Raw genomic sequence first — 22,746 nt, forward strand, 5'->3', positions numbered from 1 at the left:
CAATATCCAAAGGTTTCCAACTGTTTTGGATACGTCTTAAGCCTGATTCGAAAATCAGGCCGAAGGCTGAAGCTGTTTCCTTCTCACGCTCGTCGTTACTTCCATCTATTTCCTTTAGACTGGAACTAATGAAGTGAGTGGAGGGAAAATATTTATGAATTTACAATTCGTGCAGCGAGCGGAACGTTCGCCAAAGCTTTTCGAAGGAGAAATGTGGCTCGTATTTACAGGGCTGCTCGGCTTTCTGCTTGCCGGCTTTTGCGCGGTATGGGTGCTATTCAATGGGGGACCTGTTTCTCCGAATGGGGATGTCGCGAAAGCTTTATCGTTCAACGCCGCTTTGGGTGCCTTTATGCTGTCGACGGCCGCCATCGTTCCACTTACTGCAATGGGCAGGAAGAGCAGAAGCTTCTTCAGATGGTCATACATTATACTGGCGCTGTACTCGTATGGGGTAGAAACCGTGCAACACTTCCGGGGTGTCAATCCGAGGTTTGTGGAGGACGGCGCTCCCATTGATGTTCTGCTCGGTTCAATCTTTGCCTTTGTAGCGCTGCTCCTTATCCTTTACTATCTTTTCTTGGCCGCATACTATTTCCGCCGGAAAGCCTATAAGGGCCGGCCGGAGCTTGTACTCGGCATCCGCTACGCCATGATAGCCACAGTCTTATCTTTTGCGGCGGGCATTTGGATTTCAATCAATGAGGGCCGTTATACAGGTATGGGCGGCAACATCATCATTGTGCATGGACTCGGATTCCATGCGCTGCAGGCGGTGCCTTTCGTCGCCTGGCTAACCGAACGGGCACAGCTGCCGCCCGCTGTGCGCCGCTGTTATGTGCATCTGGCCGGCATTACCTTTCTGCTCGGGTTACTTGCAGTGGGCTGGCAGACGATGATAGGCCGGACTGTTATGGAGTGGTCAACGTTTCCACTGATGGCCGCCTTCTGTTTCCTGATCGGAATGGGTGCGGCTGCTGCGGTTCTCCGTACTACACTGACCAGCAAGAGGGTCGGCCTAACCGCAAATGGTTCGAATATGACAATAACGCGAAAATAAACTCGAATCAAATAACAGGCGGCGTTATCGTTCCATGATCTTAGCTGCCCACCTTCGGATCTCGGGATGGTGCAAATGCCAAGAATCCCAAATCGAGATGGCCCACTTAACCGATTGCTTCTGCAGTGCAAGGATATCGGTGAGCGGCAGCAGGTCAGCTACCGTAATCGTACCATTCTGCTTAGGAGGCTCGAGCCAAACGAACTGGTCCGAATAACGGGTCACCTCTTTGATCATCCCTCGTCTCCATCCCGGGTCGCTAACCTTGTATTCGAACATGAGACACAAGTTGACAAGATGGCCGGTGACAGACTGGATCGCTTGGGGAGATGGTGTACCGGGATGCTGCACGGCGTAGGCGTCGACACTGATGCGATGGACATCGGCTGCCGCGCCGTCCCCGTAGAATCGCTGCAGAATTTCTCCGAATGCTGCCCAGCAGCCGGCAGATGACGTCATATAACGATGAATCGGACCGTCGGACGGGGGGAAATGGGACCCGCATCCCACACACGGTTCAGTATAGAGGTGCGTTCGCATTATCGGTTTATTCTGGTTCATTTCCATTAGATTCTACAACCCTTCAGATAGAATAATGTCCTGCCAGGGGGAAGACAGCGCCGACTCAATCTCAATGCCTGTCGATTTCAAATACCGACTGACCAACCGATATCCCACTTCGAAGCCTGCCAGATGAGGGATCCCAAATGATGGATGCCCCTGCGCGGAGATTGATGGATCACCATAAAGATAGGCAGCTACAACGTTCGCTTCTGAACGGTCAGCTTGAGCAATCATTAATTCACAAGCATATTCAAGTTCTTCATTCGTCAGAGGAACAGGCTCCGGCGGCCGCATGCTGCCAGCCTGGATTTGCATTCCGTAAATGTTGACCGATACATCGTTATAGTCGGGCTTGCCGTAATACCCGGCTACGTGAGACAGTGCCTCTTCCCAGTCATTCGGCGGCACGAAGCCGACTAACCAAGGTTGTATCACATTAGGAAACAAACCTTGTATAAAGGATGCTGCCAAGCCTTCCATGACAAGTGCTTCACCAAGCGATAGGGATTCCGTATAGTGTAACTTTCTCCGGATTCCATGGATGAGGCTTCTCGCAAGGACGTGGCCGAGACGATTCATATTGCCTGCAGCAGGCCACACTCGCAGGAACAAATAACCCGGCGTTCGGCCGTAACAGCTTAGACCCGAACCGTTCAGCATCAAATCTCCATTGCCGCAGTCTGCCGGTAAGATGACAACATTGAGCCGATCGGGCAAAAGAGATGACGGCAGCGCATTCACAATTACACCCAACCATTTCTCGATTCGTTTGTCCAGCTGCAGTCTTTCGGATTCGTCGAAACACCATTTTGTCGCCTCAATATTCCTTGACGGATTAAACAAGCCGTATTGCTGCTGTCCTTCCAAAATGTCGATACCATCGCTTCTTACTGCGGACAGAATGTCGTAATCCTGCATTCCATGTCGTCCTCCAGCTTCCCGGATAATCGTTAAAATACCTGTTTGGCTTTCCGCCCATTCCAAATAACGGGGCAGGTGCTCGTTTGGCTTAGCCTTTTCCGCAAAATACCGGTATAGTACAGGCAATGTATTATGAATGACATTTCGCATGTTCCGTCTCACGCTCCTAAGTATTACATTATATATTTTTGATAAATACATGATAAGGGATAACGCTGCGTTAGAATCAATAGAAACAGCGCAAACATTTTCATAAGGGCGGACAGTGTTATATAATACGTATGTCTCTCATAGGGCGGCATGATCTGTCTGCTAATGAAAATGATAGGAGAAATAGCATGGACATTATCGATATTCCAATAAGTTTGATCGAAGAAGATACCGACCAACCCAGATATCAATTTGATGAAGAGTCATTGCAGGAATTAATGAAAAGCATTGAGGAGCTGGGCCTGCTTTCTCCGATCAAAGTGAGAACGACAAGCGGCGGCCGGTATAAAATCATTTATGGGAACAGGCGGTACAAAGCCAGCAAAATGCTGGGCCGTCCGGTCATTCCTTGTATCGTATCCACCGTAACGGATGAGCTCGAAATCTATCTGGAGCAGATAGCGGAGAATCTGACACGGGAAGGGTTCTCGCCGATTGAAGAGGGAGAAGCCTTCAACAAGCTGCTTAATGATCCCAAGTTCAGCAGTTCGACCAAGTACCTCTCGAGCAAGCTTGGGAAGCCGGAAGCCTATATCAAAAACAAATGCGAGCTTCTGAAATTCGGCAATGCGGTAAAAAAGCTGGTCGTTAGCGGCACGGAGATAAAGAAAGATAAACTAACCGAGGATCAGCTGATGCCCATCAAGGATTTGCCAATCGAGCACCGCGACCCGCTGGCCTTGATTATTGCCAGGGATGAGCTGCCCGTCAGCGATGTCAAAAGGATTGCCCGTTTATTCAAGGATAAGGATCTCTCATCCGGCACCAAAGACAAGCTGCTGTACAAATCCGGGCGTGAGCTGCTGGAAACATGGTTCGTATTCGAGCAAAATAAAGCGGAAAGAGCAAAGGCGGCCGAGCCGAAGGCGGCGGTTAAAAACGTCAATCCGGAGAAAGAAGAACCGGAGCGGGTTAAAGCCGCGCTTATTGAGGGCAAGCTGCAGCGGCTGCTTGCTGCGCTTCCGGCCCACAGTCCTCTCTCGGCGGAAATGATCAGTTCGTTTGAAGGAATCCAGGCAAGCGATAAAGACAATTTTCTGAGGGGTCTGGATATGCTCATTGAAAGCTTGGAGAAGCATCTTGCGGATTGGAGAACCGTGAAGGATCTGGCTAATTCCAAGGTATCGGCAACAGAAACGACGGAATAATAGAACGGTTATAAAACAGCGGCAGTCAAGGACTTTCTGATATGCTCCCCTTACGGTAGACAGGCGAAATAATAAAACCTGCTGCTGTGAGGGGAGCTTTTTTCATGTCTATAGGAAAATATAACGCTTTAGAGAAACTCGCTATTATCGAAGAAGTATCAAGTGAAGAAATTGTTTTCCTGGCCGCAGCGAAGAAATAAAATCGCTCATCGATGTAACGGAATTCAAGTAAGATATCTTTACTGACAACATGTGTGTCAGAATTAGATGCAAAGCGAATATATATTTCGGAATCATAGATGGGATGGGATGTAATATCCATTTTATTTTTAATCCTGACATACATGATGTCAGAATTCATGCGTTATGCTTTCAAACAGATGGGTCGATAAATCTTGGAAGGAGAGGAGTGAAAAGATGAAACTGGATCGCATGCTCGGGATTACGATGGAGCTATTAACAAGAAGAAGAGTGACGGCAACAGAATTGGCAGCTAGATTCGAGGTTTCCATTCGTACGATTTATCGTGATGTAGATCTAATCAATCAAGCGGGCATACCCGTTGCTTCGTTTACGGGTACTGACGGCGGTTTTGAGCTAATGAACGGTTTCTTCTTAACAAAACAGCACTTCTCTGTTGATGATTTTTCGGTCATCTATAATCTTCTTAAGGGCATGGAAGGAGCTATGGGGGGCCAGTCCGTCTCGTTAATGCAAAAGCTTTCCAGTCTGCAGCCTGCTCTGTTGAATGGGGGGTACCACGATAAGATCATATTTGATATGAGTACATCAGAAAGCGAGAAGGAGATTGTTCATCCACTCCTTCATGCGATCAATCGGACCCGGGTCATTGTATTTTTTTACACAAGTGCAACAGGCACCTTATCTCAAAAAAAGGTGGAGCCAATCAAGCTGTATTGGGAGCGCGGGGCATGGTATGTGGAGGGATATTGCTTATCGCATCAAGCGAAACGCTTTTTCCGAGTTTCTAGGATCACCGAGCTGGAAGTGTTAGACGACCAATTTCAACCTAGAGACATATGCTCCCTTCAAGCTGAGGAAGAGGCCCGAGGCGTACAAACCCATCTTCGTTTTGATTTAACAGCTCAGCCTCGAGTGTTCGAGCAGTTTCAGGGAGAGTGTACGCATCATGGGGATTATATTGACGTACACACAGTTTTCTACTCACAAGAATACGCGATTTCCATTATTCTTAGCTACAGTTCAAAGGTGACTATCATTTCACCAGACGAGTTGAAGCAAAATTTAATAGAAAAAATCAATGAAATACAAAGGCTTTATACGCAAATTTAAGTATGCTTACGAAGCTAGATTTGCTGCGATGAATGTCAGGGAGCGCAGCTAAACAAAACTTTTTGGAGGGATTATCAAATGACAATATTAGTAACAGGTGCTACAGGAACGGTAGGAAGACATGTTGTCAATCAACTCATGCAAATAGGGGAACAGGTGAGAGCGGTTTCACGCAATCCGGCAAAAGCGAATTTACCGGAGGGTGTTGAGGTTGTGGCAGGAGATCTTAATGAACCAGATACGCTGCAGGCCGCATTGGTAGGCGTTAAAGGGTTATTCTTAATCATCTCCAGCGATGAGGCTAATGCGACGTTGGAAACTCAGCCCAAAGTGATTGAGCTGGCGGAGCATGCCGGTGTGAAACGGGTCGTCGTATTGGTCGGTTACGAAGAGGGGCCTGTTGAGGAAGCGCTCAAGAATAGCGGGATGGAATGGACACTCGTAAAGCCGGGAGAATTTATGGCCAATATACTTATGGACTGGCGGGAATCGATTCGTTCGGAGGGAGTTGTCCGGGAGGCTTTCGGGGACGCGCCGAGTGCCAGAGTCCATGAAGCGGATGTTGCCGCCGTTGCCGTTACTGCTCTCACGGAGGGTGGTCATCACGGACAAAGCTATATTCTCACTGGCCCGGAGACTCTTTCGCGTAGAGAAGCTGTACGGACGATTAGCGAAGGGATCGGCAAGGAAATTCAATTTGAAGAACTGTCGGAGGAGCAAGCGAGACAAAACTGGAGAGATCAAGGCTATGAAGAGGGGGATATCGAATTTTTTGTCCTCATGGGCAAAAATCCACCCGAAATCGGACATACGGTCGTCTCCACTGTCGAGCAAGTGACTGGACGTCCTGCCAGAACACTTGCCGAGTGGATGGCTGAACATAAACACGACTTTTTGTAACATTCAATGTTAAATAGGGGTGCCTTGGTTTCAACCAGGGCATTCTTTGATCAAGAGGATAAGGGGATGTCATATATGTCTTATGCTATTGAAATCATTGGCCTCCGAAAATCATTTAACGATCAAGAGGTGGTTAAAGGCATTCATCTAAGCGTCAAAAAAGGAGAACTGTTTGCCCTGCTTGGCCCTAACGGCGCCGGGAAAACAACAACTATAAATATGTTATCCACGCTTCTTAAGCCAGATGGAGGAACTGCGCTTGTATCTGGTTATGATGTGGTGAAGCACGCCAAAGAAGTGAGAAAGAAAATAAGCCTTACCGGGCAGTTCGCTGCCCTAGATGAAGGGTTGTCAGGGCTTCAAAATGTAATTCTAATTGCCAGGCTTTATGGCTTTCCTCCGAAAGAAGCACGTTCCATAGCAGAACAACTGATTCTATCGTTCGGGCTCTCGGATGCTAAGGATCGTATGGTTCGGAGCTATTCCGGAGGTATGCTCAGACGCTTGGATATTGCCGCTAGCATTGTCACTCAGCCGGAAATTATCTTTTTAGATGAACCGACAACCGGATTAGACCCTCAAAGTCGAATGGGGGTGTGGGAAGTGGTTCGCACGTTATTGAAGCATGGAACGACGGTGTTGTTGACGACCCAATACCTGGAGGAAGCCGATCAGCTGGCTGACAGAATCGCTGTAATCGATAAAGGGAATATTGTTGCCGAAGGGACACCCAATCAATTGAAGGCATCCATTGGCGTAAAACGTTAGCGATCCGGTTGGCAGAACAGACAGATGAAGCAACCCTCAACCGCCTGTTAGCTGATCATCATTTGACAGGATTTCAAGGTGCTGATCCACTCGTTTATAACATACCTGTGCAGGAAGCAAATCTCGCGAGCCAAGCCATTCATACGCTCATCAGCAATAGAGTCCCCGTTGATTACTTTTCGCTAAGTGAGCCAAGCTTGGACGAGGTATTCTTGGCCTTAACTGCTTCTAAACAGAAGAAGGAGATCGTTCAATGAACAGCAGCCCTAACATAAATGAATCGTTGTTGTTACGAAAGTCCGGGCCACGCAGTCCAAATTCCTTAACATCGACATCAATCTTCATGTGGAGAACATGGCAAAATACGAAAAACAATGGGTTTGGCTTTGCAATGGATGCCATCCTGACTCCCGTCATGATGCTGCTCATTTTTAATTTTTTGTTCGGCGGCGCCATTGCGGGTTCTACCGAGGCATACATTCAATTTCTGCTGCCGGGCATCCTCGTTCTGACGGTTGTTCCTATGACCGTCTACAGCGGGACAACCCTGTGCCAGGACATCTCGAAAGGGGTGTACAACCGTTTCCGAACAATGCCATTTTGGCAGTCGGCCCCCGTGCTCGGGCCATTAATGACAGATGGACTAAGATATTCAATAGCCTTGCTTGTAGCTTGTGGAACGGGGTTGTTACTTGGCTTCCGCCCGGAGGATGGGGTTAAGGGCACGATAATAGCCATCTTGTTTATCATTTTTTTCGCCTTTAGTGTGAGCTGGATTTTTTCCATGATTGGTGTTATAGCCAAACGACCTGAGACGGTATCGGGATCAAGCATGATGGTGGTGTATCCTCTCTTGTTTGCGAGCAATATTTTGGTAGACTCATCAACAATGCCAAAATGGATTGGGGTCATCGTGGATATCAATCCAATCAGCATTGCGGTTACTACAGTACGAGGATTCATGAATGGCACAGCAAGCACAACGGACAGTGCAGCAGGGCTTGGCGTTTGCCTGCTGTTGATTGTCATCTTTGCGCCAACAACATTGTATTTGTATCTGAATAATCTGAATAAAAATAATCGTTAGCACCACTGACGAATAATTGCCATTCATTTTGACTGTTCGATAAGTACGGTGAAAACATAGAACCCTCCACTGAAGCCGAGGGTGAAGCACGGCTAGTCGAACTGTGGTTGCGGGCCTTCGGACCCGTAACCGCGACCGACATCAAGTGGTGGCTCGGTCGACGCTCACCGCGGTGCGCAGGGCGCTCGTCACGCTCGTCAGCCTTCATTTACGCATCTAAAAGTTCCTGCTTATCCGATTAAGGGGCGTTTCTGCGACTATATCATAGATAACCCTGGCGATCAGGTCCTGCTGGTAGTTTCCGAAGCTCTGTCCGTAAATGGTTAGTCCGCCTGCTCTGGATTCCGCCACCCCGATCTTGAATTTGATATCCGCATTCTCCTTCAGATTAATGTCGGCAATCGTAACATGCGAAATCAGGCAGCCGTCAATGAACGAGCCGTTTTCGTTAATTCGAAGCAGCTTGATGAGTCCGTATTGGTTCAAGTGGGGCGGCCACCAATCCGGGTTATAAGTGCCGCGTTCCGTTCCAAAATCGCCGGGGGACGTCCATACGCCGAGATCGATGCCGTTCACACTGAATACGATGTCTGACGGAAAGTCGTCATTGTACCCCGGCGCTTCGGAACTGAGCTCCATAATGAACTGCAGCTCGCTGAACCGCTGGTTTGGCTTAAGGTAATTCGGGATTCGATATTCCAAAAAGCCTTTGGTAAGCCAAACGATGCCTGCATTAATATGCTCGGGATCGGCGAAATAACGCGGGTTGTCGAACTCGCCCACAATGCTGTCTTTAGTTGCCAGCCCGCAGGTCGCTTCCGCATGATAATCGCAATAATGGCCGACCTTTAACTCGACCTCATACACGTTGGACTGACCAGTGTTCTTATTCCGAAGATTCACGGTAAGGATGTCTTCATTCAAATAACATATTTTTTGGATGCCGTGTCGTCCGACTGCGGTTGTGATGTCAATTAATCCGCTTTCCTCCAGCTTCTTGATATGCATCGTGATCGCGCCATTCGTCAGACCGAGCTTCTCAGCAATTTCATTGAGATTCAAGCTGTCATACTCGGTCAGCAGTTCCAGGATTTCGATCCGGATTTCGGAACTTAACGCCTTGAAAATACTTAATCCCGATCGGAGCTCTTTTATGTGAATCATGAGGTATGCATCCTCTCTGGTAATAATTGTTTTAGATTATTATATAATAAACAGTGAGTACTGAGAAGAGAAAGGTTAAAATATAAGATTTTAAGTGAAATTAGTGCAATGCAAGGCAAGAAATTTCGCTTATGCGTTATTGGACACCCTTGGTTTTCCAGCCGCAAGCTGAGAAAGCCTCTTTATATTTTAAACTAATATAAATAAAATAAATTAAGAAAGCGCATACATTTAATATTGACAAAGAAAATAAGGGTAATTATGATAATGATATAAAACATTTTAAATAAATATAAACTAAACACTTACAACAGGTTCCGACCACCAAGTTTACTATCTTCAGCGGCTTCAATCTCGAAAGAGATTAAGTATATAACCTGATGGAACAAGGGGGAAACGAAGTGAAAAAGCATCTGCTTGCGGTACTTTCTCTTCTGGTCGTACTTATGGTGTTTCTGTCGGCATGTTCAGGCAATCAGACTGAGCAGCCGGGCGAGAAGGGCCAGGGTAATGGCAAAGCTGTCAAGCTTCAGCTGTGGACTTTCAACGAGCTTCATCAAAAATTCTACGAAGAAATGGCCAAGCGCTGGAACTCATCCAATCCGGACAGGCAAATCCAGCTCGCTGCCAATACTTTTCCCTACGACGATATGCACAATAAGCTTCTCATCGCGCTTCAATCCGGCACTGGCGCCCCGGACCTCGCGGATATCGAGCTCAATAAGTTTCCGAACTTCTTGAAAGGCGAGCCGCAGCTTCTCCCATTGAACGATATCGTTGAACCGGAGTTATCCAATCTGGTTAAATCGAGACTCGATATTTACGCCAAAGACGGCAGCTACTACGGCATTGATTTCCACGTCGGCGCAGCAGTCATCTACTACAACAAGGAGATCCTGGATAAAGCAGGCGTCAACCCGGACGATATAAGGACATGGGCGGATTTTGAGGAGGCGGGCAAGCAGGTTCTCGCGAAAACCGGCGTCCCGATGACTACACTGGAAACCGCAGATATGTGGTCTCTCTGGCCTCAAGTATCCCAGGCACCGGGTAATGATGACTTCCAAACAGCCGACGGGCAGTTGAACCTGACAAGCCCAATCGTTCTGGAACCTCTGAAATGGCAGCAAAATCTGCTTAATCAGAAGATCGCGATCCCGGTACCGGGAGGCAATCACCATACGGAGGAATATTACGGTCTAATGAACAGCGGGGGTTCCGCTTCCGTCTGGATGCCGATGTGGTACATGGGCCGCTTCACTGATTATATGCCTGACCTGAAAGGCAAGATGGTGATCAAACCGATGCCTGCCTGGAAAGCCGGCGATCCACGTTCTGCCGGGATGGGCGGTACGGGTACGGCTGTAACGAAGACGACGCAAAATGCTGAGTTGGCTAAAGCCTTCCTGGCCTTCTGCAAACTGAGCAAGGAAGGCAACATTGAAATCTGGAAGCAGCTCGGCTTCGATCCGCTTCGTTCCGATGTGTGGACGGATCCTGCGCTTAGCGAGCCGAACAAATTCACCGATTATTTCGGACCCGGCATCTTCGATATTCTATCGGAGGTAAAAGATGAGATTGAAGGTGTAAATATCAACGAGAAAACACCGACGATCTCCGATGCCTTCAAGACATCGATTCTAGTACGAACGCTCCTTGATAAGGAAGACCCTGCTAAAGTGCTTCAAGACGCTGCCGGTCAGCTGAAGTAACAGATGCTTTCAAGGTATCACCAACCTGGAGGCTGGTGATACCTTGCTTTCGAAAGGAGGACCAGTAATGGCACATCATTCACAGGTTTCGGCAGCAAGCGCCGAGAAACCGAAAGCTTCGGCAATGGCCGGACTGCTGTATAACCGGAAGATAACCCCTTACCTTTTTGTCCTGCCATTCCTGCTATCTTTTGCCGTTTTCTTCGCCTACCCGGTACTATCCGCCATCAATATGAGCTTTCAGTCGGTACTGCCGGGACAGGTCAAATATATCGGATTGGCCAATTACAAGGATCTTTGGAATCCTACTTTTTTGAAGGCGATTATCAACAGCACCAAATACACCTTTTATTCCATTATGATCCTCATCCCGATTCCATTGATCCTGGCCGTTTTCTTAAACTCTAAGGTGATGGTGGCCAGGAACTTTTTCCGCTCTACCCTCTTTATTCCGGCGCTCACTTCCGTTGTAGTGGCAGGTACGATATTCCGGCTTGCCTTCGGTGAACTGGAAGGTTCACTTATGAACACGATCATCACATCACTCGGCTTCGAGAAGCAGCGTTGGCTCGGCAAGGAGCACCTGGCGATGTTTACGCTTGTCATACTTGCGTCCTGGCGCTGGATCGGCATCAATTTGCTGTATTTCCTGGCAGGGCTGCAGAACATCCCGAAAGAATTGTATGAGTCTGCGGAAATCGACGGCGCATCCAAGTGGGATAAATTTGCCCGGATTACGGTTCCGCTGCTCAAACCCATCTCGATTTATGTGTTTACAATAAGCATTTACGGCGGATATTCCATGTTTACAGAGAGCTTCATGCTCTGGAACGGCAACCGCTCACCGAATGACATCGGGCTTACCATCGTCGGCTACCTGTACCGGAACGGCCTCGAGCAGAACAATCTGGGCTTAGGCTCGGCCGTTGGTATCGCGCTGCTTGCCGCTATGTTTATCATTACGATCCTGCAGCTTAAACTATTCGGTATGTTCAAGAAGGAGGAGTAGCCCATGGAGACGGCAGAGAAAACCAAATGGTCGTTAAATACCATATTGCTTCTTCTCCTGTTTATCGTCTTTGCGGCGTTCGCGTTGTTCCCGCTTGTCACACTCGCGATCGCCTCCTTCAAGCCGGCGCAGGAGCTGATGCGGTTCGGGCTCAACCTCAAGCTGAGTCCGGAAATCTTTTCGTTCAAAAACTATGTCTATTTGTTTTCCGGTGAATCGCTGTACTTGACCTGGTATAAGAACAGCTTGGTAATTACGGCTGTTTTTACCATCCTCTGCATGCTGTTTTCTTCCATGGTCGGCTATGGATTGGCCGTTTATAATTTTAAATTCCGCAACCTTATCTTTGCGCTCGTGCTGGTGACGATGATGGTTCCGATCGAAATTATCATGCTCCCCCTCTACAAGCTATCCATTAATTTGAAGCTGATCAATACCATGTGGGGCGTGATCCTGCCGTTCGTCGCAGCGCCGCTGCCGATCTTCTTCTTCAGGCAGTATGCGGGCGGGCTGCCGAGGGATTTTCTGGATGCTGCGCGCGTTGACGGCACGACCGAGTTCGGAATCTATTTCCGGATCATGATGCCGCTTATGGCACCGGCGTTCTCTTCGATGGCGATCCTGCAGGCACTATTCTGCTGGAACAACTTCCTGTGGCCGCTAATCGTTCTGCGTACGACCGAGCAGCTGACGATCCCAATCGGATTGGCCACGCTGCTTACGCCGTACGGCAATAACTTTGACATGCTCATTTCAGGTGCCGTTATGGCCATCATTCCGATTCTGATCGTGTTCCTTTTCTTTCAGAAATATTTTATCGAAGGCATGACAGCCGGAGGCGTGAAAGGATAAGGATCAAATTATCTGCGGCAAAAAGGGGCTGTCCCGAAAGCCATAATAATGGCTTAAGGGATGGCCTCAGACCGTTTCCGCCCGCTTCGCCACTAACGTTGCATATTTCTGACTGTATGTATACATTCACGTATTGCCCTTAATACAATTTCCGGTTCTGAGAGTTGGGGGAAATGTCCGCTGCTGTCCGCAATGAGGTGGGTGCCGCGTTGATTTAACCGTACGAAATCCAATTGGTTTTCTTTTCGGATTGCAAAGGCGCTTTCCGGCATCATCGGCGGTTTTTTACCCCCGGATACCACAAATAGAGGAACCTCGGGAAAAGGAGCGGATTGCGCTAATTGGTTAATTGTTTCTTCTACATAATGAACCTCATTCCATTTTCGATGCGGCGAGAAGGAATCGAAGATTCCAAGCAGTTGATTGAGGCGTCGAATGAAAGGGGGTTGGGTCTCATTGATGGTGAGATCCTTCGGATGACTGGATTCAAGGAGTACGACGCCAGCTATTTCATCCGAATACTGCCGGGCGAACAAATTGGCATATAGTCCTCCCAGAGAGTGCCCAACCAGAATATAGGGAGGATTCACCCCGATTTCCCGAAGCAGTTCTCTGAGTGAGTCAACGACGGCTTGACCATGCTGGGGGACTGCCGGCTTCTGGCTGCCGCCTACCCCGAACCGGTTATAGGCCACAACCGTGGACTGCTCGGCAATCTCATGAAAAATTTTAAACCATCCCTCGATGGGGCCGCTTCCGCCGTTGATGAGAATGACAGCGGGGGTTCCTTCGCCGGATTTAGCATATTCCATTGTCCCGTAAGCTGTCTGGATTTTGTTTTTGCCGATTGAATTCATCCTACACCTCTTCCTGCTGGTTGCCTTATATTATTTTATACGCATGGCCATTACTCGGGATGCGTTTATTATTTGCCGCAAAAAATCGCAATATCGGGACCTTGGGAAAGCCCGGGACACCGACCAGGTACATGGTCAGGGTTCCCAACGCAGCTCGCATGCAGCTTCATCACCGGGGAAATTTCGTGTTCCACTCTCTTTCCTTTTACATTTTCCACGTCTTTTTAACTCCTTTTTCGCACGGTTTTAAAATCCGCGTTGTTTTCCTTAATTATATTAGGTATCTCTAAATGGACTCTAAACACAATCTAAAAAAAGCATAAAGTAAACTGTAAAAGTATAATCGAACATTATCGCTTCCAACAATGTGAGAAATCCCTGGAAATTAGGATTATTATAAGTCTATACTTTTTATGGATATTTCTATATCTTATACATGCGGTTCGAAATACAAGAAATGGTGGTGAAACCGAATTACATACGTCGGTCGGTTGAAGGTGTTGTTGATCAGTAATTACTTTAAGTGCTTTCGAGATGCCTTATCTATTCTTTATCGAGTTGAACGGCGGCCAGTAGTAGTCTTGGCTGCAGCTCTACTGGTATCAGTTCCCATCATGCCGGCTGAACTTCTGCTGGTCAAAACCTTGATTGACCGGATTCAAGGATGGACCGCACCTGATTCGTTGGGGCCTATTCTTCTGGTGGCTGCTTGGTTAGGAGTACTTATGTTTGTGAATAACATTGCTCTGGGAGTGCCGATACCGCTCGCGATGACGCGATTGAATGAAATTGGAACCCTAGAGGAACAGCGGATGCTGATGAAAAAAACCTCACTGCTTCCGATAGCGGCCGTTGAATCGCCGAATATTAAGGATCTGCGGGAACGGGCGGTGCAGGTTTCGCTTTATGAAATTTATAATACAGGCGTTCAAGTCTTACAGATGTCACTGCAGTTAGCCGTATTGATTACAGTCATGCTCGGATTCGGCCAATGGATTCCGGTAGCTGCCGCTGTTGCGGCCGCACTACTATTAACTTATGTATCCGGTAGAACGGAGGAAAGTCTTGAAGATTTGGCGCGAAAACAGACCCCCGATCGCAGATTACTGCAGCATTATGCCGAACTAATGACTGAACGGAACGGAGCCAAAGAAATCCGCTTGTTTGGGCTAGATCGTTTATTAACTGAAAGGTGGACGCTTTTGATAGAGCAGCAATCCAATGAAACGATGAATGCAGTTCGTTCTTCGGAAATTCGTAAAATTGGACCCGAGCTGCTGATGGCTCTGCTCGCCGGACTCCTTTTGGCATTGGTTGTAGTATTGCCTGGCGCGAATAAGCTGACTGCCGGAGATTTTGCTCTATTGTTTATTGCGTTGACAATGTTGTTATCCCAGCTGCCGGGTTTGATCGGACAAAGTGTTGCTATGCGGAGACTATATATGAAGTGGGAAGATTTCAGAGCTTATCTGGATCTGGAAGAAGAAGTGAACCTCAAGCCGGCGAATCATTTAATCTCTAACGACTCCCCGGACAGCTTACAATTGCAAGTCCGTGAACTCGGGTTCCGCTATCCGGGTGCTAATCGAGACACGTTAAGCGGGATCAGCTTTACAATTCCCCGAGGATGCCGCGCCGCCTTGGTCGGTGAAAACGGTTCGGGAAAATCCACCCTGATCAAACTGTTATTGGGCTTTTACCCACCGAATAAAGGGGAAATCATATGGAGTGATTTAAGAAATGTATCCGTAGTGCTCCAGGATTTTACCCGAATGTATTTGACTCTCAGGGAAAACGTGGCGCTTGGCAAGCTGACAGAAATCGATCAGGATTTAATCTTGCAAAAGTCACTTCGGTCCGCAGGAAGCAAATTCTCTGATTTGAATATGCAGCTCGGCGTGTCATTCGGAGGGGTCGAGCCATCCGGTGGTGAATGGCAGAAGATTGCCACCGCCCGTGCAATACTTAAGGATGCGGACTTCGTGTTATTCGATGAGCCCACAGCTGCACTTGATCCTCAAGCAGAGAAGGAAGCATTCGAGTTGTTCTTGCGTGTAACCAAAGGCCGATCAGCGCTTCTAGTCACACATAGACTAGGGGCAGCGAAGCTGGCGGATTTAATATTTGTCATGAAGGATGGCCAGCTTGTGGAGCAAGGGACGCATGACGAGTTAATACAGAGAAGCGGCCCTTACCGCCGCATGTTCAACCTACAGGCATCGTGGTATATCTGAGGAGGGTGGGAGCGAATGGACAACAATTCCCGTTCAGCGGTTAGGGGCAGCATCTTTCTCCTAGCTTACCGGATTTGGCGCAGCATGCCCGTCCTGTTACCGGTATGGCTGGGCATTCCTTTATTGCTCGGGGTACTTATCGTACCGGTGTTCTCGGCTCAGCGAGCACTCGTCGATTTGTTCATGGGGGGGAGAGCGGGACGAGAATGGGCGGAGCTGCTGCTGCTTGCTTGGTCACCTCTTGCAGTAATTACCGGCATATCCTTGCTCCGTGCAGCACTTTCCGCCTTGCATAACGTCGTCGATGCCAGATTTCGGGATCGGGCAACTATGCAAATTCAGTCAGAAGTTCATCAAAAGGCGGTTAGTGTACCGCTGGAACGGATGGAACAAGCGGAATACTATGACCGGCTGCAAAGGGCAAAGGGTGTCGCGGGTACGGATTTGTTCGGCGTGCTGCACAATGTGATCGCCTTACTCCGTTTGTTGTTCGAGTTTATCGGACTTTTTATTGTGGCGTGGTTAGCTCATCCAATTATCGGAGCTTTGCTGATGGTTGTATTCTCCTTATCGTTCGCCGTCCGGTTGGAATCGGATATTGTCGTACGCCGGCTGAACCGTGATTTAACTCAATCGGGTCGACAGTCCGACTATTTACGAGAAGCCCTGACAAAACCGGAGACTGTGAAAGAAATGAGAATCTTTGGTTCTCTGGACTATCTGATCGGTAAATGGAGCGGCATCATGCGTGACTCGCTCGCACTGCGCATGGACGCGCGAAGAAGAGAAATTAAACGCGGAATATTCGTATCGTCAGTGCAGATCATAGGATTAATTGGAGCGGTCGCATGGATGGTGCTGCAGATGAAATCGGGTGAATTTACGGCAGGGACATTTATCATTGTCTTTCTGGCAATGCGGCAAGCATACAGCATTTCCGGAAGGATGGCGCACCCTACCAGTAAAATATACATCCAGAGCACCAAAGTTTATGATTTGGCCGAGTTTTTGAATGAGAATCAGGAGTCATTGAAGGCTGAATCGATCTCGACCGTCGATCAAACGGACAAAGAATTGATTCTAAGGGCTAATCAAGCTCCGAAAGAGAACGGCCAGATCATATTCGACAACGTCAACTACCGGTATGCCAACGCAGTAAAACCGGCTTTGAGTAATATTTGTCTTACGCTGAACCCCGGCGAGACGGTTGCGCTGGTCGGCGAGAACGGAGCAGGGAAGTCTACCCTGGTACGGTTACTCCTCGGCTTGTACTGCCCCACTGCCGGCAGGATTACATGGGACGGCGCCGATTACAAGCAACTTAATCCAGTCTTGCTTCGCCGTTCCATTTCCGCTGTATTCCAGGATTTCGTCCGGTATGAAACAACCTTGCGCGATAATGTCGGCTTCGGGTTACCGGATCATATCCGTAATGACGCAGCGATACACGGCGCAATGAAGGCGAGCGGGACAGCATATCTGGAAGGATTAACTGGCGGACTTGATGCCAAAATTGGCCTGCTTTCAGCCGGCGGCCGTGAACTGAGCGGTGGGCAATGGCAGCGGCTGGCCATCGCAAGGGCAGCCTTGCGTGATACGCAACTGCTCGTGCTTGACGAACCGACCGCCGCCCTCGACCCGCAGCATGAGACCGAGCTGTATCATTCGTTTCGAGAAATGGCAAAAGGAAAGACTGTGCTGTTCGTCTCGCACCGGCTCGGCTGGGCACGCTTCGCGAATCGTATCGTCGTGCTCAAGAATGGAGAGATCGTCGAAGAAGGCTCGCATGAGATGTTACTGGCCGCAGACGGCGCATACGCTGCCATGTTCCGGGCACAGGCGCAATGGTATCGAGGTGCCTAGCAAATGGAGGAAACGAAACGACTTTAACTTTTGTCGCAACGCGGCTTGGAAACCCATTCGGGGACGTCTTTTCATCAGTGCGGGCATTGCTTAGGTCACCATGGTCTTATTTATACTTCAGATACCCTATGATGCCCAGTTTGGCCCTGACGTTCAGGCAGGTCTGTTCGGACGATTCCTGATTTTGTCCTATCTCGTGTGGCTCTTGCTCGTCGGATTGCATGCGCTCAAGCTGCGTAGTCAGGGCAATGGGAACAGTTAGGATGAGCTATGAAGCGCCGTATATAGAAATCATCGATGCCCGCGAAAACAACTATTTGTACATCTATTTGGAATTACACTTCATCAACTCTATTCATCCCGCCATCAGTCAGGCGAGGGGAATGGTTTAAATACCAATTGTAAGTCCTCTGTATTCCATCGCTTAAACGAATGGAAGGAATATAAAGGCCACTACTTATTAAGCTAGCAATATCCAGTTTCACATCAACATCGTGGAAGGGGAAAAATGTTCTAGCCTCCACATCCATTGCTCGATGATCGATCAGTTTGATCGCAGCTTCAACGCCAACCGCTTTACTGCAGCACTCAATCAGATTTTCCCAGGATATTAGCTCTGGGTGAGAGACGTTATATGCTTTTCCAACTGCGTCGGTAGTCATGGCAGATTCGAACACGTTGCATAGGTCAACAATATGTATAAATTGAACCCGAGTATCATTACCATAGGGTATCGGAATAACTTTGTTCTCTTTGAGCCGGTCAAAGAAATAACTTTCGCGATACAAGTTGTTATTCTCACCATAAATATAAGCGGGCCTGAAGATTATCACTGGGAAGTCTTTATGAAGATATTCGTGAAACAGATAATCTTCGGCTTCTTTTTTATCAAATCCATATTTGCCCCAATGTGGATTTGCTCCCCGTTCATCATTCTCGGATCTCGGGCTGTCGTCGGGCTTATAAACCGCTGCAGTCGAGCAGAATATATATTTTTTAAGAGAGGTGGTATTTATACTTGATAAAAGCGCGGATACGTCATCCTTGGTATAGGCGGAAATATCGAAAATATACTCATATTGCTTTCCGTCCAGGGTCTTTTGAAGTTCAATCCGGGATTGCCTATCACATACCAAATGGTCTCTAAATCCATAGTATGGTATTTTTCCTAATCCTCTTGTGAGAATATCCACTTCAAAACCCTTATATATAAAATGCTCAGCTAAAGAACGGCTCACAAACGTTGACCCACCCATTATTAGTATTCTGCTCAAACATGTCACCTACCCTACTTATTTGACACATATTATAAACCAAAAAATAAATTGGAGACAGCGGACGATGGCGAGGAAACTGTTTCTTCTCAAAGGCAGAGTGATCTTATGCAATTGATCAGAAGAATAACAGACAGTGATATCGCAGGTGGTACCCCTGAGCTATTGGATCTTATATCGCGTTATGGTTCTAGGGGCGTATTGCTTGATGACATGTTGAATACGGCCATGATGTATATGTCAAAAACTAACCTTTACAAGTTGCCTGGCGGGGGGATAAATGAGGGCGAAAATATTAAAGATGCTTTTTTGCGTGAAGTTAAAGAAGAAACAGGTTATAGCGCTGAAATTATTCACGAATTGGGATACATCGAGGAGCATAAGAAAAGAAATAATTTTTTGCAATTTTCCTACTGCTTTATAGCGCAAGCACACGATAGTTCCAGCAACACAATGCTTAGTGAAAGTGAATTGGAACTTGGTATGGTGGTAAAATGGATGACATTAGACAAAGCATTAGAAGTGATGAATTACTCGATACTAAATTGCGATGATTATTCAACTAAATTTATGATATTACGTGATAAGACTATACTTGAAAAATCGATGGTAGTGTTAAATAGAGAATCACTTATCGGAAAGTAATTGAAGACCTTAGGATCGAGCCTAATGATGCTTATTTTATTTGTCACAGCGCAAAAAAGCGCCGGCAGAAACCTGCACGGCGCTTCCATTTTACATGAGGTTAACCCGTTTCAAGGCGCTGGAATAGATGGGATTTTCAACACAGAGCCGATCTTAACATCATCGCCATCCGCCAAATGGTTGTATTTCGCAATGGTCTTGGCGTAATTGCTTGAATTAAAGTATTTTCTGGAAATGCTTGAAAGCGTCTCCCCTCGTTGAACGATATGTTCTATTTCGGTATCGCTTTTACTGTTTTTGACACCAGCCTGATTGGGAATTGCCGGAATGACTAATGAGCTTCCGGCTTTCAAATCTTTGGTTTTGTCTAATTTGTTCTGCTCCGCAATTAGATTCACATAATCCTTTGAACGGTAGAATAGCATTGAAATTTGATATAAGGTATCGCCGGAACGGACCAAATAAGTTGCCGGCAGCGTTACCTTACTATAGTCAAGGTTATTCTGCTCATTCTTGATTGTTGCTCCGCCGTCCGAAGGCAGCGCCGGAATCTTGATGGTATCCCCTACATTCATATCATTAATAAACACAATATTATTTTTCGCCGCTAACAGGGAAACGTACTGCTTGGAATGGTAGAATTTCATCGATATCGTGGATAATGTATCCCCTTTTTGAACCACGTAAGTAGTTGGGAGTTTCGCCGCTTCACCTGATACCGTTAGGGCTTGGCCTCCATTACTATCCTTCGGTACGGATGCTCCTGTGCCTTCCGAGTGAACAGCCTCCCCTTTGGTTGCCTCGGATGAAGCCTCCGGAACCGCAGACTTGGTTGGGAGCTCGCCCGGTGAAGGGTCAGCCTGGGAAGTATCCGCGCTGCCGCTTTGCTCAGTGCCGGCCGATGCATCATTTGTAGAATGAGCGTTTTCAGCTGTAGTATTGCTTGATGCAGGCTTGGCTAGTGCCTTCTTCTCTTCAGAACCGGATTTCGTTGCATAAATACTGTACATTATTCCGCAAATAATAAGAAGAAAGGCTACGGTTGCCAGAAAGATTTTAGAGTCGGTTTTGTTTCCCCTCATACGTCTGGCTCTGGGGCGACGAACACTGCTTGCCGAGTCCTTGTTCAAAACTAAATCTTCCTTTCGTCTCTGAATCTACCTACATAAACTATTTTACTATAATTATCCGCTCATAAGCTCAGTTTGGGAGAAATCAGGTAATTGGCACTATGCAGAGTCAGACGTTAGAATTAATATTTAAGTAGGAAATATATTCAATTCATTTGATAGGAGCCATTATAATGATTCTTGAAACTAACCGGTTAATTATAAGAGATTTTAAGACCGAAGATTTGGAAGATGTACATGTCTATGCATCAAATCCGTTAGTAGTAGAGCATATGATTTGGGGACCAAACTCAATAGAGGATACACAAAGCTTCATTAACAGGGTAATTGAAATGCAAAAAGAAGTACCCCGTCAAGGTTTTGAATTTGCTGTAGTCATTAAAGCGAGCAACAGGTTGATCGGCGGCTGTGGAATTCATTTGTGCGGCCAATTCCAAGGAGAAATAGGATATTGCTTCAATCACCTTTTCTGGGGAAATGGTTTCGCTACTGAAGCAGCTGGCGCCTTGATTGAATTTGGTTTTCGTGAACTGGGTCTTCACCGAATTTATGCGACTTGTCGCCCGGATAACATCGGATCCGCCAGTGTGATGAAAAAAGTAGGCATGATATACGAAGGACATATCCGGGGACATATGTTCCATAAAGGGAAATGGAACGATTCTTATCAATATTCTATCCTAGAAAATGAATATAGTAAGGAAGGATAGGGGTAAACCGCCTTACAAAAATGGTTATCAAATACCTCTGAGCCAATTTCAAATTAGAAAGTACACGTTTGGGAGGAATTGATATGGCATTAAAAGAAAGCAATCAAATTGATGCGATTGGTATAAGTAATGAAAAGGACTGCGTCACATTAGCTATATTTGATAGCCATGATTGGATTGAGGAGGAGCTTCATTTACATATGCTCCAAGAAAAGCTGAACACATATCTACGCTTTATTGAAAGTGGAGAAATATATACCGCGTATGAAGATTCGGTGGGCCGAAAATTTGAAATAGTGATTCACTTTAAGGAAAACTATCCTCAAAGCTGTAAAGCCTTTCTGGAAAGTGTGCGAGAAATTATCGAGAGCGCTGGATTTATGTTTCTTATTCAGTTGGATAATAAGTGTTAAACCTTGATTGGTTAAGTACCTTTCAAGGTTTCTTTTTACCATTTAACTAGAAATGAAAGGAGTTTTTATGTCTACAATTGTTATTTCCTTCGATTTTAATGCCTTTATTGGAAAGAAAGAAAGTGCAAATTTCTTTTTCAATTTACTTGAGAGTGAAGGGCTTTTACCAGATAAAATAGGATTGTATGAACCCCTAAAAGAGAACTTTACAAGAGAACGAGCTATTGATATGTGGCTGAAAACTGAGACAGGTAATGGAAGAATAATAGGAAGTATGATGGGGAAAAAAAAGAATCCCTCATATTCTTTCATTATGGGATGGAACAAAGGAGAAAGATTTATCAGACCAAACTGGTTAACGGTATTTGTACCAACAAAGATATTTAAAAAAAACCAGAAAAAGTTTATGCAAATATTTATTGAAATTCAGCAAGAGTTTGATGGGTTATACGGTTATATTTCCATCGAGGAAGTACAGAAACGCCAATTTGTACCAGGCAATATTGAAACGAGATTACCAGGAATCTTTTGGTGCAACTATTTTAGTCGAATTTATGTTGATTTTTTCAGCGAAGAAAAACTCCTGAATGGTCCATGGATAAAAAGGGAGATGCTTCCGAACGGCGCAATTCTTACGTTCCTTGCTAATGATCCAGATGGGGAATTGGTGGAGGATGAGGGGTATGAGAAAAATGCAAAGACGTTTTTAGGAGAAGGTTCCTTTGGTGATTCTGAGTATTATCTTGAACATCTTGATGAAGTTCAATTAAAATCGGTGCCTAAATTAGAATTAGAAGAGATTAGAGTAACTGTAACACCATAAACTTGTTTGGTTTATCTTGATTGCCCTCATGCCCTTAAGGTTTTTTACGACTAGAACTGAATTGAACGGGAAGTTCAATTCATGGGTT

At 46.6% G+C, this 22,746-nt stretch carries 24 protein-coding genes; 17 read left to right on the plus strand and 7 right to left on the minus strand.

Annotation, left to right across the window (positions count from 1 at the left end; translation table 11 throughout):
- The first annotated feature begins 154 nt into the window (after window positions 1–154).
- The gene (locus KZ483_RS06075; protein ID WP_220351804.1) at window positions 155–1,060 is read left to right on the plus strand and encodes a hypothetical protein; all 906 of its coding nucleotides are present in this window, start codon (window positions 155–157) and stop codon (window positions 1,058–1,060) included.
- A 24-nt stretch (window positions 1,061–1,084) separates the two neighbouring features.
- On the opposite strand, the gene KZ483_RS06080 is transcribed toward KZ483_RS06075, so the two are convergent.
- Window positions 1,085–1,627: a DUF5946 family protein gene (locus tag KZ483_RS06080; RefSeq protein ID WP_309568645.1), complete on the minus strand. Its 543-nt coding sequence runs from the start codon at window positions 1,625–1,627 to the stop codon at window positions 1,085–1,087.
- Window positions 1,628–1,633: 6 nt separating this feature from the next.
- A complete protein-coding gene (locus KZ483_RS06085; RefSeq protein ID WP_220351806.1) occupies window positions 1,634–2,695 on the minus strand; it encodes a DUF2268 domain-containing putative Zn-dependent protease in 1,062 nt (353 codons plus the stop codon).
- 188 nt (window positions 2,696–2,883) lie between these two features.
- Between KZ483_RS06085 and KZ483_RS06090 the strand changes: the two genes are divergently transcribed.
- The gene (locus KZ483_RS06090) at window positions 2,884–3,903 is read left to right on the plus strand and encodes a ParB/RepB/Spo0J family partition protein (RefSeq protein ID WP_220351807.1); all 1,020 of its coding nucleotides are present in this window, start codon (window positions 2,884–2,886) and stop codon (window positions 3,901–3,903) included.
- Between the two features lie 25 nt (window positions 3,904–3,928).
- On the opposite strand, the gene KZ483_RS06095 is transcribed toward KZ483_RS06090, so the two are convergent.
- Window positions 3,929–4,225 carry a hypothetical protein gene (locus tag KZ483_RS06095; RefSeq protein WP_220351808.1) on the minus strand — a complete coding sequence of 99 codons (297 nt, stop codon included), beginning with the start codon at window positions 4,223–4,225 and terminating at the stop codon, window positions 3,929–3,931.
- Between the two features lie 95 nt (window positions 4,226–4,320).
- Between KZ483_RS06095 and KZ483_RS06100 the strand changes: the two genes are divergently transcribed.
- The 6 genes from KZ483_RS06100 (at window position 4,321) to KZ483_RS29060 (ending at window position 8,214) form a co-directional block, all read left to right on the plus strand.
- The gene (locus KZ483_RS06100; protein WP_220351809.1) at window positions 4,321–5,217 is read left to right on the plus strand and encodes a helix-turn-helix transcriptional regulator; all 897 of its coding nucleotides are present in this window, start codon (window positions 4,321–4,323) and stop codon (window positions 5,215–5,217) included.
- Window positions 5,218–5,295: 78 nt separating this feature from the next.
- On the plus strand, window positions 5,296–6,117 hold the full coding sequence (locus KZ483_RS06105; protein WP_220351810.1) for an NAD(P)H-binding protein: 822 nt from the start codon (window positions 5,296–5,298) through the stop codon (window positions 6,115–6,117).
- Window positions 6,118–6,192: 75 nt separating this feature from the next.
- The gene (locus tag KZ483_RS06110; protein ID WP_309568646.1) at window positions 6,193–6,885 is read left to right on the plus strand and encodes an ATP-binding cassette domain-containing protein; all 693 of its coding nucleotides are present in this window, start codon (window positions 6,193–6,195) and stop codon (window positions 6,883–6,885) included.
- Between the two features lie 8 nt (window positions 6,886–6,893).
- Entirely contained in the window at window positions 6,894–7,142 is a 249-nt protein-coding gene (locus tag KZ483_RS28880; RefSeq protein WP_309568647.1) for a hypothetical protein, read from the plus strand.
- Complete coding sequence (locus KZ483_RS06115; protein ID WP_220351811.1) at window positions 7,139–7,972, plus strand: ABC transporter permease; 834 nt, start codon at window positions 7,139–7,141, stop codon at window positions 7,970–7,972. The genes KZ483_RS28880 and KZ483_RS06115 overlap by 4 nt, the downstream gene beginning before the upstream one ends.
- Window positions 7,973–8,028: 56 nt before the next feature.
- Complete coding sequence (locus KZ483_RS29060) at window positions 8,029–8,214, plus strand: DNA glycosylase AlkZ-like family protein (RefSeq protein WP_397376186.1); 186 nt, start codon at window positions 8,029–8,031, stop codon at window positions 8,212–8,214.
- On the opposite strand, the gene KZ483_RS06125 is transcribed toward KZ483_RS29060, so the two are convergent.
- The gene (locus tag KZ483_RS06125) at window positions 8,189–9,136 is read right to left on the minus strand and encodes an ArsR/SmtB family transcription factor (protein ID WP_220351813.1); all 948 of its coding nucleotides are present in this window, start codon (window positions 9,134–9,136) and stop codon (window positions 8,189–8,191) included. The genes KZ483_RS29060 and KZ483_RS06125 overlap by 26 nt on opposite strands.
- Before the next feature lie 380 nt (window positions 9,137–9,516).
- Between KZ483_RS06125 and KZ483_RS06130 the strand changes: the two genes are divergently transcribed.
- The 3 genes from KZ483_RS06130 (at window position 9,517) to KZ483_RS06140 (ending at window position 12,709) form a co-directional block, all read left to right on the plus strand.
- Window positions 9,517–10,848, plus strand: a complete 1,332-nt coding sequence (locus KZ483_RS06130) for an ABC transporter substrate-binding protein (protein ID WP_220351814.1) — start codon at window positions 9,517–9,519, stop codon at window positions 10,846–10,848.
- Window positions 10,849–10,915: 67 nt separating this feature from the next.
- Window positions 10,916–11,857 (plus strand): carbohydrate ABC transporter permease, encoded by a 942-nt coding sequence (locus KZ483_RS06135; protein ID WP_220351815.1) that lies wholly within the window; start codon window positions 10,916–10,918, stop codon window positions 11,855–11,857.
- A gap of 3 nt (window positions 11,858–11,860) precedes the next feature.
- Window positions 11,861–12,709, plus strand: coding sequence for a carbohydrate ABC transporter permease (locus KZ483_RS06140; protein ID WP_220351816.1), 849 nt, complete (start codon window positions 11,861–11,863; stop codon window positions 12,707–12,709).
- Between the two features lie 92 nt (window positions 12,710–12,801).
- Here KZ483_RS06140 and KZ483_RS06145 read toward each other — a convergent pair whose 3' ends face one another.
- Window positions 12,802–13,566: an alpha/beta fold hydrolase gene (locus KZ483_RS06145; RefSeq protein ID WP_220351817.1), complete on the minus strand. Its 765-nt coding sequence runs from the start codon at window positions 13,564–13,566 to the stop codon at window positions 12,802–12,804.
- 614 nt (window positions 13,567–14,180) lie between these two features.
- On the opposite strand from KZ483_RS06145, the gene KZ483_RS06150 reads away from it, so the two are divergent.
- Both KZ483_RS06150 and KZ483_RS06155 read left to right on the plus strand, forming a co-directional pair.
- Window positions 14,181–15,800: an ATP-binding cassette domain-containing protein gene (locus KZ483_RS06150; protein WP_220351818.1), complete on the plus strand. Its 1,620-nt coding sequence runs from the start codon at window positions 14,181–14,183 to the stop codon at window positions 15,798–15,800.
- A 15-nt stretch (window positions 15,801–15,815) separates the two neighbouring features.
- Entirely contained in the window at window positions 15,816–17,663 is a 1,848-nt protein-coding gene (locus KZ483_RS06155; protein WP_220351819.1) for an ABC transporter ATP-binding protein, read from the plus strand.
- A 335-nt stretch (window positions 17,664–17,998) separates the two neighbouring features.
- Here the strand turns inward: KZ483_RS06155 and KZ483_RS06160 are convergent, their stop codons facing one another.
- Window positions 17,999–18,919: an NAD-dependent epimerase/dehydratase family protein gene (locus tag KZ483_RS06160; protein WP_220351820.1), complete on the minus strand. Its 921-nt coding sequence runs from the start codon at window positions 18,917–18,919 to the stop codon at window positions 17,999–18,001.
- Window positions 18,920–19,045: 126 nt separating this feature from the next.
- Between KZ483_RS06160 and KZ483_RS06165 the strand changes: the two genes are divergently transcribed.
- Window positions 19,046–19,582 (plus strand): NUDIX hydrolase, encoded by a 537-nt coding sequence (locus tag KZ483_RS06165; RefSeq protein ID WP_220351821.1) that lies wholly within the window; start codon window positions 19,046–19,048, stop codon window positions 19,580–19,582.
- A gap of 110 nt (window positions 19,583–19,692) precedes the next feature.
- Here KZ483_RS06165 and KZ483_RS06170 read toward each other — a convergent pair whose 3' ends face one another.
- On the minus strand, window positions 19,693–20,592 hold the full coding sequence (locus tag KZ483_RS06170) for a LysM peptidoglycan-binding domain-containing protein (RefSeq protein WP_220351822.1): 900 nt from the start codon (window positions 20,590–20,592) through the stop codon (window positions 19,693–19,695).
- A 293-nt stretch (window positions 20,593–20,885) separates the two neighbouring features.
- On the opposite strand from KZ483_RS06170, the gene KZ483_RS06175 reads away from it, so the two are divergent.
- The 3 genes from KZ483_RS06175 (at window position 20,886) to KZ483_RS06185 (ending at window position 22,658) form a co-directional block, all read left to right on the plus strand.
- Window positions 20,886–21,422, plus strand: a complete 537-nt coding sequence (locus KZ483_RS06175) for a GNAT family N-acetyltransferase (RefSeq protein WP_220351823.1) — start codon at window positions 20,886–20,888, stop codon at window positions 21,420–21,422.
- 83 nt (window positions 21,423–21,505) lie between these two features.
- A complete protein-coding gene (locus tag KZ483_RS28320) occupies window positions 21,506–21,835 on the plus strand; it encodes a DUF6572 domain-containing protein (protein WP_258881555.1) in 330 nt (109 codons plus the stop codon).
- 67 nt (window positions 21,836–21,902) lie between these two features.
- Window positions 21,903–22,658, plus strand: coding sequence for a hypothetical protein (locus KZ483_RS06185; RefSeq protein WP_220351824.1), 756 nt, complete (start codon window positions 21,903–21,905; stop codon window positions 22,656–22,658).
- The last annotated feature ends 88 nt before the right edge of the window (window positions 22,659–22,746 follow it).

Source organism: Paenibacillus sp. sptzw28, from assembly GCF_019550795.1.
In the GTDB taxonomy this organism is placed as follows: domain Bacteria; phylum Bacillota; class Bacilli; order Paenibacillales; family Paenibacillaceae; genus Paenibacillus_Z.

Coding starts and splice junctions, on each gene's coding strand:
- KZ483_RS06130 (WP_220351814.1), top strand. CDS start 9,517: ATGGAACAAGGGGGAAACGAAGTGAAAAAGCATCTGCTTGCGGTACTT.
- KZ483_RS06125 (WP_220351813.1), bottom strand. CDS start 9,136: ATGATTCACATAAAAGAGCTCCGATCGGGATTAAGTATTTTCAAGGCG.
- KZ483_RS06175 (WP_220351823.1), top strand. CDS start 20,886: ATGATTCTTGAAACTAACCGGTTAATTATAAGAGATTTTAAGACCGAA.
- KZ483_RS06115 (WP_220351811.1), top strand. CDS start 7,139: ATGAACAGCAGCCCTAACATAAATGAATCGTTGTTGTTACGAAAGTCC.
- KZ483_RS06135 (WP_220351815.1), top strand. CDS start 10,916: ATGGCACATCATTCACAGGTTTCGGCAGCAAGCGCCGAGAAACCGAAA.
- KZ483_RS06150 (WP_220351818.1), top strand. CDS start 14,181: ATGCCGGCTGAACTTCTGCTGGTCAAAACCTTGATTGACCGGATTCAA.
- KZ483_RS28320 (WP_258881555.1), top strand. CDS start 21,506: ATGGCATTAAAAGAAAGCAATCAAATTGATGCGATTGGTATAAGTAAT.
- KZ483_RS06170 (WP_220351822.1), bottom strand. CDS start 20,592: ATGTACAGTATTTATGCAACGAAATCCGGTTCTGAAGAGAAGAAGGCA.
- KZ483_RS06100 (WP_220351809.1), top strand. CDS start 4,321: ATGAAACTGGATCGCATGCTCGGGATTACGATGGAGCTATTAACAAGA.
- KZ483_RS06085 (WP_220351806.1), bottom strand. CDS start 2,695: ATGCGAAATGTCATTCATAATACATTGCCTGTACTATACCGGTATTTT.
- KZ483_RS06155 (WP_220351819.1), top strand. CDS start 15,816: ATGGACAACAATTCCCGTTCAGCGGTTAGGGGCAGCATCTTTCTCCTA.
- KZ483_RS06140 (WP_220351816.1), top strand. CDS start 11,861: ATGGAGACGGCAGAGAAAACCAAATGGTCGTTAAATACCATATTGCTT.
- KZ483_RS06145 (WP_220351817.1), bottom strand. CDS start 13,566: ATGAATTCAATCGGCAAAAACAAAATCCAGACAGCTTACGGGACAATG.
- KZ483_RS06160 (WP_220351820.1), bottom strand. CDS start 18,919: ATGGGTGGGTCAACGTTTGTGAGCCGTTCTTTAGCTGAGCATTTTATA.
- KZ483_RS06095 (WP_220351808.1), bottom strand. CDS start 4,225: ATGGATATTACATCCCATCCCATCTATGATTCCGAAATATATATTCGC.
- KZ483_RS06080 (WP_309568645.1), bottom strand. CDS start 1,627: ATGGAAATGAACCAGAATAAACCGATAATGCGAACGCACCTCTATACT.
- KZ483_RS06110 (WP_309568646.1), top strand. CDS start 6,193: ATGTCTTATGCTATTGAAATCATTGGCCTCCGAAAATCATTTAACGAT.
- KZ483_RS06105 (WP_220351810.1), top strand. CDS start 5,296: ATGACAATATTAGTAACAGGTGCTACAGGAACGGTAGGAAGACATGTT.
- KZ483_RS06185 (WP_220351824.1), top strand. CDS start 21,903: ATGTCTACAATTGTTATTTCCTTCGATTTTAATGCCTTTATTGGAAAG.
- KZ483_RS06075 (WP_220351804.1), top strand. CDS start 155: ATGAATTTACAATTCGTGCAGCGAGCGGAACGTTCGCCAAAGCTTTTC.
- KZ483_RS06090 (WP_220351807.1), top strand. CDS start 2,884: ATGGACATTATCGATATTCCAATAAGTTTGATCGAAGAAGATACCGAC.
- KZ483_RS06165 (WP_220351821.1), top strand. CDS start 19,046: ATGCAATTGATCAGAAGAATAACAGACAGTGATATCGCAGGTGGTACC.